This is a genomic window from Hydrogenophaga pseudoflava NBRC 102511, assembly GCF_001592285.1.
GTDB lineage: Bacteria > Pseudomonadota > Gammaproteobacteria > Burkholderiales > Burkholderiaceae_C > Hydrogenophaga > Hydrogenophaga pseudoflava.
Genome location: NZ_BCWQ01000001.1, coordinates 329523 through 343504, shown reverse-complemented (window position 1 = coordinate 343504; position 13982 = coordinate 329523). Strand labels below are relative to the sequence as shown.

General features: G+C 67.9%; 12 protein-coding genes. 8 read left to right on the top strand and 4 right to left on the bottom strand.

Features of this window, described 5'->3' with window-relative positions; all coding sequences use genetic code 11:
* Positions 1 to 38 precede the first annotated feature (38 nt).
* Both HPS01S_RS01695 and HPS01S_RS01690 read left to right on the top strand, forming a co-directional pair.
* Positions 39 to 566 (top strand): MarR family winged helix-turn-helix transcriptional regulator, encoded by a 528-nt coding sequence (locus HPS01S_RS01695; protein ID WP_084396942.1) that lies wholly within the window; start codon positions 39 to 41, stop codon positions 564 to 566.
* Positions 567 to 691: 125 nt separating this feature from the next.
* The gene (locus HPS01S_RS01690) at positions 692 to 1039 is read left to right on the top strand and encodes a winged helix-turn-helix transcriptional regulator (RefSeq protein ID WP_066150278.1); all 348 of its coding nucleotides are present in this window, start codon (positions 692 to 694) and stop codon (positions 1037 to 1039) included.
* 7 nt (positions 1040 to 1046) lie between these two features.
* On the opposite strand, the gene HPS01S_RS01685 is transcribed toward HPS01S_RS01690, so the two are convergent.
* Positions 1047 to 1892, bottom strand: a complete 846-nt coding sequence (locus tag HPS01S_RS01685; protein WP_066150274.1) for a fumarylacetoacetate hydrolase family protein — start codon at positions 1890 to 1892, stop codon at positions 1047 to 1049.
* 135 nt (positions 1893 to 2027) lie between these two features.
* Between HPS01S_RS01685 and grpE the strand changes: the two genes are divergently transcribed.
* The 3 genes from grpE (at position 2028) to dnaJ (ending at position 5874) form a co-directional block, all read left to right on the top strand.
* The gene (gene grpE, locus HPS01S_RS01680) at positions 2028 to 2576 is read left to right on the top strand and encodes a nucleotide exchange factor GrpE (RefSeq protein ID WP_066150271.1); all 549 of its coding nucleotides are present in this window, start codon (positions 2028 to 2030) and stop codon (positions 2574 to 2576) included.
* Between the two features lie 128 nt (positions 2577 to 2704).
* The gene (gene dnaK / locus HPS01S_RS01675) at positions 2705 to 4651 is read left to right on the top strand and encodes a molecular chaperone DnaK (RefSeq protein ID WP_066150268.1); all 1947 of its coding nucleotides are present in this window, start codon (positions 2705 to 2707) and stop codon (positions 4649 to 4651) included.
* A gap of 86 nt (positions 4652 to 4737) precedes the next feature.
* Complete coding sequence (gene dnaJ, locus HPS01S_RS01670; protein WP_066150910.1) at positions 4738 to 5874, top strand: molecular chaperone DnaJ; 1137 nt, start codon at positions 4738 to 4740, stop codon at positions 5872 to 5874.
* A gap of 112 nt (positions 5875 to 5986) precedes the next feature.
* Here the strand turns inward: dnaJ and HPS01S_RS01665 are convergent, their stop codons facing one another.
* From HPS01S_RS01665 to HPS01S_RS01655, 3 genes are read right to left on the bottom strand one after another with little or no spacing between them, the layout of a single operon-like run.
* Complete coding sequence (locus tag HPS01S_RS01665) at positions 5987 to 6961, bottom strand: Bug family tripartite tricarboxylate transporter substrate binding protein (protein WP_066150265.1); 975 nt, start codon at positions 6959 to 6961, stop codon at positions 5987 to 5989.
* A 44-nt stretch (positions 6962 to 7005) separates the two neighbouring features.
* On the bottom strand, positions 7006 to 8265 hold the full coding sequence (locus HPS01S_RS01660; RefSeq protein WP_066150262.1) for an alkyl sulfatase dimerization domain-containing protein: 1260 nt from the start codon (positions 8263 to 8265) through the stop codon (positions 7006 to 7008).
* A complete protein-coding gene (locus HPS01S_RS01655; RefSeq protein ID WP_066150258.1) occupies positions 8262 to 8975 on the bottom strand; it encodes a TetR/AcrR family transcriptional regulator in 714 nt (237 codons plus the stop codon). Before HPS01S_RS01655 ends, HPS01S_RS01660 begins: the two co-directional genes overlap by 4 nt.
* Before the next feature lie 83 nt (positions 8976 to 9058).
* On the opposite strand from HPS01S_RS01655, the gene HPS01S_RS01650 reads away from it, so the two are divergent.
* From HPS01S_RS01650 to HPS01S_RS01640, 3 genes are read left to right on the top strand one after another with little or no spacing between them, the layout of a single operon-like run.
* Positions 9059 to 11209, top strand: coding sequence for an acetate--CoA ligase family protein (locus HPS01S_RS01650; protein WP_066150254.1), 2151 nt, complete (start codon positions 9059 to 9061; stop codon positions 11207 to 11209).
* A complete protein-coding gene (locus HPS01S_RS01645) occupies positions 11206 to 12564 on the top strand; it encodes a DUF1254 domain-containing protein (RefSeq protein ID WP_066150250.1) in 1359 nt (452 codons plus the stop codon). The genes HPS01S_RS01650 and HPS01S_RS01645 overlap by 4 nt, the downstream gene beginning before the upstream one ends.
* A complete protein-coding gene (locus tag HPS01S_RS01640) occupies positions 12561 to 13928 on the top strand; it encodes a DUF1254 domain-containing protein (protein ID WP_066150248.1) in 1368 nt (455 codons plus the stop codon). Before HPS01S_RS01645 ends, HPS01S_RS01640 begins: the two co-directional genes overlap by 4 nt.
* Positions 13929 to 13982 lie beyond the last annotated feature (54 nt).

The window sequence follows — 13982 nt, the reverse complement described above, 5'->3', positions numbered from 1 at the left end:
GCCAGCGCAGGGCCTTGATACCGGTATCCTCTGCAACCATGTCCGAAACGACCGTCGCCAACGCCCTGCGCCGCCCGCGCAGCCCACGCAAGACCACCGAACCCGTGGCCCGAGCCACGCCCGTGGCCGACAGCGAGGGCCGGATCGACACCAGCTACCTCGAAACCCTGCTGGGCTACAACGCCCGGCGCGCCGCGCTGGCGGTCATCGGCGTGTTCCTGCAGCGCATGGCGCCCTACGGCCTGCGCCCGGTGGATTTTTCGGTGCTGACCCTGATCGCCCACAACCCCGGCATCACCTCGCGCCAGATCTGCGCCGCGCTGGACATCCTGCCGCCCAACCTCGTGGGCATGATCAAGAGCCTGGACAAGCGCGGCCTGATCGAGCGCCGGCCGCACCCCACCGACCGGCGCGCCCAGGGCCTGCACCTCTCGCCCACAGGCCGCAAGCTGCAGAAAGACGCCCAGGCCACAGCGACGAAGCTGGAACGGGACGTGGCCAGCCGCCTGTCGGAGCAGGAGCTGGACCAGCTCAAGGAGCTGCTTCAGCGCGTCTATTCCAGGTGATGCAATCCGGGTAAATCCCGAGCGTGCTTTCCCGGTGGGACTGGCTTTCCAGCTAGCGAACTGCTAGCGCCCGCCGTATAGTGGTTTCAAGCCTCGACGCAGAAGGCTGGTCCAGGAGACAAACCATGAGTGCCAAAGACCATGCGGCGGTCATTCAGCTGTTCGACCTGCTCGAGTCGCGCTACGCGATGCGTGTGATCTGGGCCTTGAGCGACGGGCATCCGCAGACCTTCCGCCTGCTCCAGGACAGCATCGGTGGCGTCACCCCCAACACGCTCAACACCCGTCTGAAGGAACTGCGGGCCGCCCGACTGGTGGACCACACCGGCGACGGCTACCGCCTCACCCACCAGGGCGCCGACCTGGCACGCCGCATGGTCGACGTGCAGCAGTTCGCCGGCCGCTGGGCCCATCAGCAGGCCCGCGCGGCGATGGCGGTTTCCACCCCAACGGCCGCCGCGCACGCCCCCTGAAACCGGGTCAAGGCGTCGGCACGACCTTCTGCCGCTGCTGGCCCAGTCCCCGTCCGCCCAGCGTCACCACATCGCCCACCTTGAGGAACACCGGCGGCTTCTGGCCCATGCCCACGCCGGGCGGCGTGCCGGTGGGGATCACATCGCCCGGCTGCAGCGCCATGAAGCGGCTGAGGTAGCTCACGATCTGGGCCACGCCGAAGATCATGGTCCGGGTGTTGCCGGTCTGGCGGCGCACACCGTTCACGTCCAGCCAGAGGTCCACGTCCTGCGGGTCGCCCAGTTCGTCGGGCGTGACCAGCCAGGGGCCGACCGGGCAGTGCGTGGGGTAGCTCTTGCCCTTGGTCCACTGGCCCTCGTACTCGGTCTGGTAGGCGCGCTCCGAGACATCGTTGACCAGGCAGAAGCCGGCCACGTGCTGCAGCGCGTCTGCTTCGCTGACATGAAAGGCACGCTCGCCGATCACGATGCCCAGTTCCACCTCCCAGTCCATCTTCTGCGAGCCGGGCGGCAGCCAGATGTCGTCGTCCGGGCCGCTGATGGCGCCGTTGTGCTTGTTGAACACGATGGGCTGGCCGGGCACCTTCATGCCAGACTCGGCCGCGTGGTCGGAATAGTTCAGGCCGATGCAGACCACATTGCCCACGCCGCCCACACAGGCGCCGATGCGCCGGCCCTCGGCCACCAGCGGCAGCGTGGACGGGTCTAGCGCGTGCAGCCGGGCCATAGAATCACGCCCCAGCACGGTGCCGGCGATGTCCGGCACCACGCCCGAGAGGTCGCGCAGCCCGCCGCGGGCATCGATCAGACCGGGTTTCTCGGCGCCCAGCGGGCCATGGCGAAAGAGTTTCATGACAGGGTTCCGTGCAAAAAGCCCCGATTCTCACCGCCATCGCGTGTTTCTGGACGTCACCTCTTGAACGGGCCGGCGGCGCCCCCACCTAATGCACACGGCGATCTACGCCCTTGTTTTATTTGAATTTTTGACATGACCCAAGCCCAGAACCCTGCTGAAAATGCCCCGCAGAGCACCGAGGAAGCCCTGGCCGCCGCCGCGGTGGCAGAAGCCGACGCACTGGCCGCCCTGACCAACGAGGTCGCCGAGCTGAAGGCCAAGAACGCCGAGCTGGCCGAGCAGTTCCTGCGCGCCAAGGCCGAAGCCCAGAACACCATGCGCCGCGCCGAGGAAGAAATGGCCAAGGCCCGCAAGTTCGCGGTGGAGAGCTTCGCCGAGGGCCTGCTGCCGGTGCTCGACAGCTTCGAAGCCGGTCTGGCCGTCCAGGAAGCGACGCTGGAGCAGATGCGCGAGGGCTCGGAAGCCACGCTGCGGCAGCTGCGCAGCGCCCTGGAGCGCAACAAGGTGGTGGCGATTGCGCCCGAGGTCGGCGCCAGGTTCGACCCCACCCAGCACCAGGCCATCAGCCTGGTGCCGGCCGACCAGCCCACCAACACCGTGGTGACCGTGCTGCAGAAGGGCTACCTGATCGCCGAGCGCGTGCTGCGCCCGGCCCTGGTCACGGTCGCGGCCCCCAAATAAAGAACCGCGGACGGAGAAGAAAACCGGTGCTCAGGACTTGAAAAGCCCACCGGTTATCCACATCTCCTCCACAACGGGTCCACACCCACCCCACACACTTATTCAAACTTTCGAAAACGGAGCAGAACATGGGAAAAATCATCGGCATCGACCTGGGCACCACCAACAGCTGCGTGTCCATCATGGAAGGCAACACCACCAAGGTGATCGAGAACTCGGAAGGTGCGCGCACCACGCCGTCGATCGTGGCCTACCAGGAAGACGGTGAAGTGCTGGTCGGCGCCTCTGCCAAGCGCCAGGCCGTGACCAACCCCAAGAACACGCTCTACGCCATCAAGCGCCTGATCGGCCGCAAGTTCACCGAGAAGGAAGTGCAGAAGGACATCGACCTGATGCCCTACTCCATCGTGGCCGCAGACAACGGCGACGCCTGGGTGGAAGTGCGCGGCAAGAAGATCTCGGCCCAGCAGGTCAGTGCCGACATCCTGCGCAAGATGAAGAAGACCGCCGAGGACTACCTGGGCGAGCCCGTGACCGAAGCCGTCATCACCGTGCCGGCCTATTTCAACGACGCCCAGCGCCAGGCCACCAAGGACGCCGGCCGCATCGCCGGTCTGGAAGTCAAGCGCATCATCAACGAGCCCACCGCTGCGGCCCTGGCCTTCGGCCTGGACAAGCAGGAAAAGGGCGACCGCAAGATCGCCGTGTACGACCTGGGCGGTGGCACCTTCGACGTGTCCATCATCGAGATCGCCGACGTCGACGGTGAAAAGCAGTTCGAAGTGCTGTCCACCAACGGCGACACCTTCCTGGGCGGCGAAGACTTCGACCAGCGCATCATCGACTTCATCATCGGCGAGTTCAAGAAGGAACAAGGCGTCGACCTGTCCAAGGACGTGCTGGCCCTGCAGCGCCTGAAGGAAGCCGCCGAAAAGGCCAAGATCGAGCTGTCCAGCTCGGCCGCGACCGACATCAACCTGCCCTACATCACGGCCGACGCCTCGGGTCCGAAGCACCTGAACATCAAGCTCACCCGCGCCAAGCTGGAAGCCCTGGTGGAAGAGCTGATCGAGCGCACGATTGCGCCCTGCCGCACCGCCATCAAGGACGCCGGCATCAGCGTGGGCGACATCCACGACGTGATCCTGGTCGGCGGCATGACCCGCATGCCCAAGGTGCAGGAGAAGGTCAAGGAGTTCTTCGGCAAGGACCCGCGCAAGGACGTGAACCCCGACGAAGCCGTGGCCGTGGGCGCCGCCATCCAGGGCCAGGTGCTCTCGGGTGACCGCAAGGACGTGCTGCTGCTGGACGTGACCCCGCTCTCCCTGGGCATCGAGACCATGGGCGGCGTCATGACCAAGATGATCGCCAAGAACACCACGATCCCGACCAAGTTCTCGCAGGTCTTCTCGACCGCCGAGGACAACCAGCCGGCCGTGACCATCAAGGTGTTCCAGGGCGAGCGCGAAATCGCTTCCGGCAACAAGCTGCTGGGCGAATTCAACCTCGAAGGCATCCCCAGCGCACCGCGCGGCATGCCACAGATCGAAGTGACCTTCGACATCGACGCCAACGGCATCCTGCACGTGGGCGCCAAGGACAAGGGCACCGGCAAGGAAAACAAGATCACCATCAAGGCGAACTCCGGCCTGTCCGAGGCCGAGATCCAGCAGATGGTGAAGGACGCCGAGCTGAACGCCGCCGAAGACCACAAGAAGGTCGAACTGGTGCAGGCCCGCAACCAGGCCGAGGCCTCGGTGCACAGCGTCAAGAAGAGCCTGGGCGAACACGGCGACAAGCTCGAAGCCGCTGAAAAGAGCGCCATCGAGGACGCGATCAAGGCCCTGGAAGAAGCCGCCAAGGGCGACGACAAGGCCGCCATCGAAGCCAAGACCGAGGCCCTGATGACCGCCAGCCAGAAGCTGGGCGAGAAGGTGTACGCCGCCTCGCAGGCCGAAGCCGCCGCCGCGGCGGGTGCCGCCGGTGGGGCCGAACAGGCCAGCGCCGGTGCCTCGTCCAGCGCCAAGGACGACGACATCGTCGACGCCGAAGTCAAGGAAGTGAAGAAGGGCTGATCGGCCGCCCCGCCGATTGACCGTTACCGCCGCGTCGGGGCAACCTGGCGCGGCGTTTGTGCTCAACAGAACCCCGATTGACCACCATGGCCAAACGCGACTTTTACGAAGTGCTGGGCGTGCCCAAGAACGCTTCGGACGACGAGATCAAGAAGGCGTATCGCAAGCTGGCGATGAAGTACCACCCGGACCGCAACCAGGGTGATGCCGCCAAGGGCGCCGAAGAAAAATTCAAAGAGGCCAAAGAGGCCTACGAGATGCTGTCGGACCCGCAGAAGAAGGCGGCCTACGACCAGTACGGCCACGCCGGCGTGGACCCGAACATGCGCGGCCCGGGCGGCCCCGGCGCGGAAGGTTTTGCCGGCTTCGGCGAGGCCTTCGGCGACATCTTCGGCGACATCTTCGGCGGCGCCCGCCGCGGCGGTGGCGGCCGGCAGGTGTACCGCGGCGCGGACCTGTCCTACGCCATGGAAATCACGCTGGAAGAAGCGGCCACCGGCAAGGAAACGCAGATCCGCATCCCCAGCTGGGACGACTGCGAGACCTGCAAGGGCACCGGCGCCAAGCCGGGCACCAGCGTCAAGACCTGCAGCACCTGCCACGGCCAGGGCGTGGTGCAGATGCGCCAGGGTTTCTTCAGCGTGCAGCAGACCTGCCCGCACTGCCACGGCACCGGCAAGATCATCCCCGAGCCCTGCACCGCCTGCAGCGGCCAGGGCAAGATCAAGAAGCAGAAGACGCTGGAGATCAAGATCCCCGCGGGCATCGACGACGGCCAGCGCATCCGCTCCAGCGGCAACGGCGAACCGGGCCAGAATGGCGGCCCGTCCGGCGACCTCTACATCGAGATCCGGCTGCGCAAGCACGACATCTTCGAACGCGAGGGCGACGACCTGCACTGCCAGGTGCCGGTGAGCATGACCACCGCCGCCCTGGGCGGCGAGATCGACGTGCCCACGCTGCAAGGCAAGGCCACCATCGACCTGCCCGAAGGCACGCAGAGCGGCAAGACCTTCCGCCTGCGCGGCAAGGGCGTCAAGGGTGTGCGCAGCAGCTACCCCGGCGACCTGTACTGCCACGTGGCGGTGGAGACGCCGGTGAAGCTGACCGAACACCAGCGCAAGCTGCTCAAGGAACTCGACGAGTCGTTCAAGAAAGGCGGCCACAAGCACAGCCCGAACGACAAGGGCTGGTTTGAAAAAGCAAAGAGCTTTTTCAGCTGATTGCCACTAAAGGGGTCAGACATGCAAAAGGGGCGACGGGTGACCGTCGCCCCTTTTTTTCATGGCGCTCCGATGAGGTCACCGGAGCGTGCCGGCTTCCCGGCTGCGCGCCTCAATCCACTTTGATGTTGCCTTTGCGCACGATGTCGCCCCACTCCTTCACGTCGTTGCGCACCGTGGCCGCGAATTCTTCAGGCGTTTTGACGGGCCAGTCGCTCAGGCCGACCTTGCCCAGGGTTTCGCGCATTTCGGGCAGTTGCAGGAGACGGTGCACCTCGGCGTTGATGGCATTGACGATGGCCGGCGGCGTGCCAGCGGGCGCGAACATGCCGTACCACGAGGCCAGGTCGAACTTGACGCCCTGCTCGGTCATGGTCTTGACCTCGGGCATGGTGGACAGGCGGTTCGGTCCGCTGATGGCCAGCGCCTTGACCTTGCCCGCCTGGATCAGCGGCAACGCTGAGGCCGTGGCGGAAAACGCCACCTGGATGACACCACCGGCCAGGTCGGTGTTGGCTGCGGCCGACGACTTGTACGGCACGTGGCGGATTTTCACGCCTGTCTGCTGCTTGAGCGCCTCCATGCTGAGGTGGCCCCCCGAGCCGTTGCCCCACGAACCGTAGGCCAGCTCGTCTTCAGGTTTGGCCTTCACGTAGGCGATGAACTCCCTGAGGTCCTTGACCGGCATGGACGCGGGCACGATGAGGAAGTTGCCACCCGAACCGATCTGCACGATGGGCGCGAAGTCCTTGGCACCGTCATAGCCGGTCTTGGGGTAGAGGCTCTGGTTGACCACCTGCGCCGCGGTGTACGAGAACAGCAGGGTGTAACCATCGGCCGGCTGCTTGGCCACGTATTCGGTGCCGATCATGCCGTTGGCACCCGCCCGGTTGTCGACCACGAAGGGTTGGCCGAACTTGCGGCTGAGCGCGTCGGTGAAGATGCGGGCGGTGATGTCGGTGCCGCTGCCGGCTCCGCCGGGCACCACCACTTTCACGGGCTTGGTGGGCCATTGTTGTGCGAGCGCGCTGCCGGACCAGGCCAGTGGCAACGAGACGGCCAGGGAGGCCACGATGGACTTGAACATGTTTGTCTCCTTTTTAGGGTGGGTGTGATGGGCGAACAGGGAAGTCAATGAATACCGAAGCGGGCCTGCTGCCCTTTTTCGAGCAGGTCCGCGCAACCGTGGTAGAGGCTCTTGGACACATAGCTGCGCACATCGCTGGCCCGCCGGCGCAGCCAGTGCGCCTTCAACTGCCGGGCGGTGTGCACATCAGGGTCGTCGACATCGAGCAGCGCCAGCAGGTCGACGACGTGCAGTGCCAGCTGCCACTCGGACCGGTCGGCCAGGCGCCGGGCCTCGGCCAGGACCGCGGGTTTGTCGGTGAGGGCCCGCGCCAGCGCGGCCGACACCGCCGACGGCGCCGCGGGGTGCAGCTGGGTCGGGTTGCGGTCCCACCAGCCATTCTCGGAACGGTAGACGTCGCGCACGATCCAGTGCGGGTCGCCATAGGTGGGTTGCATCCAGGGCTGAGCGAACAGGTCGGCTGGAAAGCGCACGGCCTCCAGGATCTCTCGCTCGCCCAGGCCCTGGTTCATCAGCCGCACCACCTCGTCGCGCACCCAGCGCAGGGCGCGCGCGGTGTCCAGCAGCACGCGCTGCACCTCCTGTTCGCCCTCAATGCAGGGACCGAATTCGCGCACCACGCGCTGTGGCCGCAGGTGCGCCAGGCGCTCCAGCGTGCCGGCCCAGCGCACCGTGTCGCGCTGCGTGCGAAAGGGCGTGCCCAGATTGGGAATCGAGTCGATCACTGCCGGCCCGCCGTACAGCACCCGTTCGGCCGGGCACCAGAGCGCCACCGCGTCGTCGGTTTCCGACGGGCTCCAGATCAGCACCACGTGGCGGCCGTTCAGGTCCCCGAGCACGAGCGCCGTATCGAACACTTCAGCCGGGTCGTGCACCGGGAACTTGCCGGTCATGGTGCCGGGCTCGCGGCGGAACTGCAGTTCGGCCATGCGTTCCTGCAGCGCCATGGTCTCGCGGTAGCGCGCAGCGCGCCGTGGCAGATTGGCATGGGCGATCACGCGCGGCGGCGCGTCGCCGCGCTGCCGCGCGTGTTCCAGCCACAGCGGCAGGCCGCTGTTGTAGCCGATGTGCCCGTGCGAGAAGCAGATGGCATGCACCGGCCGATCGGACACAGTCCGGAGCGAATCGATCATGCCCCTGGTGACCTTTCCGCCAGGGCCGCTGTCGATCACCACCAGCCCGGCGTCGATCTCTGCGACGAAGGTGTTGCCCTGACCACGCACGATCCACAGGCCGGGAGCCACCGCGTCGACGCCTTCGCCCGTGATCAGAAACGCATCGCTTGTGGAAGGCTTGGTGTTCATGTCGGTTCTCCGGAGGGGGCTTTCATGCCGGCGACGAGGAACTCGATGGTGTGTCGCACCAGAGCGTCGTAGCGGCGGCGCGTGGGTGATGTCACAGGTCCGTGGTCGCTGATCCAGCGCGCCAGCGTGAACACGATTTCGTTGCTGATCAGCCGCATGCGGTCATGGAAGGTGCGCTCGGGCAGATCCGGCAGTGCCGCGCGCAGCAGCCGGGCAATGCGCGTGTGGCCGCTCAGATAGATCGGGTCGACGATGTCGTAGGGGTTCAGCCGGGGACTGAAAGTGGCCTGTGCCGCCACCCGCACGTAGTCCGCACCCCAGGGCTGGTCGCGCACGGTGCTGGCGAGTGCGTCCAGCGACTCGCGCACCAGCGCCTCCACATCGCCAGCACGCCCGGCGGCTTCAAGCGCGTCCAGCCGCGCATGACGGTCCTCGTTGATGAACCATAGACGCCTGGCCAGCAACAGGGCTATGAGCTGTTCGCGGCTGCCGAAGTGGTAGCGGGCGGCAGAGAGGTTTCGCTGCCCGCTGGCCGCGACGATCTCCCGCAGAGACACCTGCTCGATGCCTTTTTCCGCAAACAGCGGCTCGGCCACGTCGAGCATGTGGCGAGCCGTCGCCGACAGCTGTGCGTCGGGCGATTCGGTCGCACGCTGGATGGTGACCTGGCTGACGCGTTTGCGACTGAGAGTGGTGCTGGTGTTTGACATTTGTGCAATCCGGCTGTTTTAATTCGCTCGAATTACTTTAATTCAGTCACATTAAATTGACAAGAGCAACGGACAGGAGACACATGAGCGACAAACCCCAGAACGACACCGGCCAGCGGCTGCAGACGCTCTCGGCCATCTTTGCCCCCCGCTCGGTCGCGGTGGTCGGTGCCTCCGACACGGTGAGCAAGATCGGTGGCATCCCGGTCGATTTCATGAAGCGCTTTGGCTACGCTGGCCGGGTGCTGCCGGTCAACCCGAAACAGACCACGGTGCAGGGCCTGCCGGCCTTCCCCTCACTGCAGGCCATTGGCGAGCCGGTGGACCTGGCCATCTTCGCCATCCCTGCCTCGCTCTCGCGCGCCGCGCTGGAAGACGCTGTGGCCGCTGGCGTCAAGGGCGTGGTGATGTTCACCTCGGGCTTTGCCGAGACTGGCGACGACGGAGCGGGCCAGCAGGCCGAGCTCACTGCCATCGCCCGCCGTGGCGGCGTGCGCCTGCTGGGTCCGAACTGTCTGGGTTTCATGAACGTGGGCGAACAGCTCTACGCCACCTTCTCGCCGGCACCGGCCAGCGGCCAGGTGCGGCACGGGCCGATCGGCCTGGTCAGCCAGTCGGGTGCATTCGGTGCCTACGCCTACGCGCTGGCGCGCGAGCGCGGCATCGGCCTGTCGCACTGGATCACCACCGGCAACGAGGCGGACATCGACTTCGCCGACTGCGTGGAGTGGCTGGCGCACGACCCGCAGACGCGGGTGATCATGGGCTACATGGAGGGCTGCCGCAACGGTCCGCGACTGCGCCAGGCACTGGCCGCAGCACAGGCCGCGCGCAAGCCGGTGGTCATCGTCAAGGTCGGCCGCACGGAGGCGGGCGCCAAGGCAGCCGCCTCGCACACCGCGGCGCTGGCGGGCAACGACGCCGTCTACGACGCGGTGTTCCGCGAATACGGTGTGCACCGCGCCAAAGACATCACCGAGTTTTTCGGCGTTGCCGCAGCCGCGGCGATCGGCGGTCTGCCGCGCGATGCGTCCTTGGGCCTGTTCACCGTCTCGGGGGGTGTCGGCGTGCTGATGGCCGACGAGGCCAGCCAGGCCGGGCTCGACCTGAGGCCGATGCCTGACACGGCCCAGGCCACCATCCGCGAATGGGTGCCGTTCGCTGCACCCACCAACCCGGTCGACATCACGGGCCAGGTCACCAACGATGCCACGCTGATCGAACGCACCGCGCGCCTGATGCTCGACCAGGGCGGCTACGCGAGCTGGATCGGCTTCCTGGCCGCCGCCGGCACCGCCGAACGCTTCTGGCCGGTGCTGGAGTCGCTGGTCACCAACCTGCGCAGAGACTACCCCGACAAGCTGCTGGCCCTGAGCACCTTGCTCACGCCCGCACGCCGGCAGGCCCTGGAGGCCCTGGGCTGCATGGTGTTCAGCGAACCCACCGAGGCCGTGCGCACCGTGTCCGCACTGGCGCGCCTGGCCCAGCGCCTGGACGCCCCGGTGGCGCCCGCCGACGAGCCGGCGTCACCGCTCAGCCTGCCGGCGCGGGCGCTGAACGAGCCCGAGTCGCTGGCCGCGCTGGCGCAGGCCGGCCTGCGCGTGGTGCCGCACGCCCTGGTGCACAGCGCCGACGAAGCCGTGGCCGCGGCCGGACGCCTGGGCTCGGCGGTGGTGCTCAAGATCGTGTCGGCCGACATCCTGCACAAGTCCGATGCAGGTGGCGTGGTGCTCAACCTGCAAGGCGCCGAGGCCGTGCGCGACGGGTACGCCCGCCTGATGGCCGCCGTGCGCCAGAACGCCCCCGAAGCGCGGCTGGACGGCGTGCTCGTCGCGCCCATGGTCGACCGCCACGGCACCGAGTGCCTGCTGGGCATTCAGCGCGACCCGGTGTTCGGCCCCATGGTCATGTTCGGCCTGGGCGGTGTGTTCGTCGAAACCCTGCACGACGTGGTGCTGCGCCCGGCACCGGTGGGCCTGGCCCAGGCGCACGAAATGATCCGGGCCACCAAGGCACACGCCTTGCTGGCCGGCGCCCGCGGCCGTGAACCGGCCGACCTGGACCTGCTGGCACAGCAGATCGTGGCGCTGTCGCGCTTTGCCGTGGCCTGCGGCGACACGCTGGAGAGCGTGGACATCAACCCCTTCATGGCCCTGCCGGCCTCGCGCGGCGGTGGCTGCGCGGTCGATGCTGTCGTGATCGGCCGCGCTCCCGACGAACAGGAGCCCGCATGAACCCGCCCATCACAAGCACCCGCCACGCCCTGGGCCAGGCCATCGGCCTGACCGCCTTCGTCTGGGGATATCCGCTGGTGGAAAGCCTGCGCACCTGTCGCCTGCAGACCTTGACCGGCAACGGTGAGCACGCCAGCTGGCGCTCCGAAATCGACCAGTTGCAGCACGTGCGCCGGGTGTCCACCGACGCCGACCGCGACGTGGTCACGCCCGCCAACGACCTGCTCTACACCACCGGCTGGATCAACCTGGCCAATGGCCCGCGCCTGCTGCACGTGCCCGCCGCCGCCCGTCATCCGGGCCGCTACTTCGTGCTGGCGCTGTACGACGCCTGGACCAACAACTTCGACAACCCGGGCCTGCGCAACTGTGCGGCCGGGGGCGAGGCGATCTGGCTGGTCGGCCCGGACCACCCGGCCGACGCCTTGCCCGCCGACGGGCGTCGCGTGCTGCGTGCGCCCACCGACCTGGTGTGGCTGATCGCGCGGGTGCTCGCCGGTGCCGGAGACGATGTGATCGCCGCGCAGGCGCTGCAGGCCGAGATCCGGCTGGAACTGCCCGAGGGGACGCGCAGCGGCGCGCGCCCCGGTGTGGTGGACCACTGGAGCGGCCCACCGGAAGACACCATGGCCGCATGGATGGCCCGGCCCGACGACCTCGACAGCTTCGGCCCGCACTTCTTCAACAACCTGTGCCATGGCCTGGCCAGCCAGAAGGTGCCCGAGTCCGACACTGGCCTGGCCCGCTGGATCGCGAGCCAGGGCCTCATGCCCGACCTGTCCTTCGACTTCTTCCAGCTCGACGAAGCACTGCGCGCCGGGCTGCTGCAGGGGCTGTGCGACGGTGCCGCACTGTTGCTGGAAGGCTCGCGCAGCCGCAAGGCCCGGCCCTGGGCGACCCATTTCGGCCTGGGCCGCTATGGTTGCGACTATCTGGTCAGGGCCCTCACCGCCTACAAGGGGCTGGGCGCCCTGGCCGCGGACGAAGCGGTCTACGCCATGGGCGACTTCGATGCCGCCAGGGCGCCGCTGCAGGGCGGTCGGCGCTACCGGCTGCGCTTCGAGCCCGGCGAGCTCCCGCCGGTCGACGCATTCTGGTCGGTCACGCTGTACGACGCCGACCGTTTTCTGTACCCGAACGCCCTCGGCCGCCATTCCATCGGCGACCGCACGCCCGACCTGGTGCACGACGCCGACGGCGGCCTGACGCTGGCCATCTCTCACGAGCCCCCCGCAGACCAGCGCAACTGGCTGCCCGCCCCCGCCGGCCAGTTCTACCTGGTGCTGCGCATGTACCTGCCGCGCCCCGAAGTGCGCAGCTGGACCATTCCCCCCCTGCTAGCGGAGTCTGCATGAACGCCCGACACGAGTACCTCTACACCCAGGCCGTGCAGGCCCTGGTCTACGCCTGGCCGCTGTACGAGATGCAGCGCATGCGCTCCGCCACCTCACCGCGCAAGCTGGCCGGCCATGGCTTCGCAGGCGAGAGCCCCGACAGCAGCCTGCGCTGGTGCAACGCCTTTGTGCACGAACGCGAACTGCTCACCGCCGGTCGCAGCCGCGTCGTGATGCCCAACAACGACACGCTCTACACCAACGCCTGGCTGGACCTGTCGGCCGGCCCGCTGGTGCTGGACATGCCCGACATGGGCACGCGCTACCACGTGCTGGGCATGCTGGACTTCTTCACCAACCCTTTCGGCCACCCCGGCACCCGCACCCTGGGCAACGGCGGTGGCGCCGTGCTGGTCACGCCCCCTGGCTGGCAGGGCGGCTTGCCCGAGGCCTTCCAGGCGCCGGGGCGGCACATCGAGGCGCCCACACCCTGGGTCTGGGTCATCGGGCGCCTGCTGATCGACGGCGCCCACGAACTGGACCAGGTGCACGCCCTGCAGGACGGGTTCGGCATCCGCAGCCTGGCCGACTGGCAGGCCGGCCGCCCCGGCGCCCCACGCCGCTTCGATGCCCGCCACGACCCGCGCGCGCCCTTCGCCCCCCAGCGCTTCCTGGCCATGGCCAACGACGCCCTGCGCGAGAACCCGCCACCTGCTGGCGACAGCGCCCTGCTCACCGGCCTGCGCGCGGTGGGCCTGGGAGCCGACGACGCCACCGTGGCACAGATGTGGGCCAACCCCGCCATGGTCGAGGTGTGGCGCCGCGCCGCCGACACGGTGCAGGCCCTGCTGGACCACCGCGCCGACGCGCTGGGCCAGCACACCCCGGCCACCGGCTGGAGCCGCTCCATGATGTCCCTCACCGGCGGCTTCGGCCACGACCACCTGCTGCGTGCCTTCGTGGCACGCCAGGGCATCGGCGCCCTCTCGCCCCATGAGGCGATCTACCCCCGCTGCGAAACCGACAGCACCGGCCGCATGCTCGACGGCGCCCAGCGCTACCGCCTGCGATTCGCACCCGGGCAGTTGCCGCCAGTCAACGCCTTCTGGTCGATCACCCTGTACAGCACGCGCGACTTCATGCTGGTCGACAACCCCATCGCGCGCTACGCCATCGGCGACCGCACACCCGGTCTGCAGCACGATGCCGACGGCGGCCTGACCCTGCACATCCAGCACGCCCCACCCCTGGACGAAACGGCCCGGGCCAACTGGCTGCCCGCGCCGGCCGACGGCTTCTTCCTCTGCCTGCGGGCCTACCTGCCGCGCGAAGAGATGCTGGACGGGCGCTACGTGCTGCCAGCCCCTGAGCCGGTCGGGGACTGAAGAAACGGCGTCCTCGGCACGCCCCGACCGGTCGCCACGGGTGGCGGCGGGCCG

Coding starts and splice junctions, on each gene's coding strand:
- HPS01S_RS01695 (WP_084396942.1), top strand. CDS start 39: ATGTCCGAAACGACCGTCGCCAACGCCCTGCGCCGCCCGCGCAGCCCA.
- HPS01S_RS01690 (WP_066150278.1), top strand. CDS start 692: ATGAGTGCCAAAGACCATGCGGCGGTCATTCAGCTGTTCGACCTGCTC.
- HPS01S_RS01685 (WP_066150274.1), bottom strand. CDS start 1,892: ATGAAACTCTTTCGCCATGGCCCGCTGGGCGCCGAGAAACCCGGTCTG.
- grpE (WP_066150271.1), top strand. CDS start 2,028: ATGACCCAAGCCCAGAACCCTGCTGAAAATGCCCCGCAGAGCACCGAG.
- dnaK (WP_066150268.1), top strand. CDS start 2,705: ATGGGAAAAATCATCGGCATCGACCTGGGCACCACCAACAGCTGCGTG.
- dnaJ (WP_066150910.1), top strand. CDS start 4,738: ATGGCCAAACGCGACTTTTACGAAGTGCTGGGCGTGCCCAAGAACGCT.
- HPS01S_RS01665 (WP_066150265.1), bottom strand. CDS start 6,961: ATGTTCAAGTCCATCGTGGCCTCCCTGGCCGTCTCGTTGCCACTGGCC.
- HPS01S_RS01660 (WP_066150262.1), bottom strand. CDS start 8,265: ATGAACACCAAGCCTTCCACAAGCGATGCGTTTCTGATCACGGGCGAA.
- HPS01S_RS01655 (WP_066150258.1), bottom strand. CDS start 8,975: ATGTCAAACACCAGCACCACTCTCAGTCGCAAACGCGTCAGCCAGGTC.
- HPS01S_RS01650 (WP_066150254.1), top strand. CDS start 9,059: ATGAGCGACAAACCCCAGAACGACACCGGCCAGCGGCTGCAGACGCTC.
- HPS01S_RS01645 (WP_066150250.1), top strand. CDS start 11,206: ATGAACCCGCCCATCACAAGCACCCGCCACGCCCTGGGCCAGGCCATC.
- HPS01S_RS01640 (WP_066150248.1), top strand. CDS start 12,561: ATGAACGCCCGACACGAGTACCTCTACACCCAGGCCGTGCAGGCCCTG.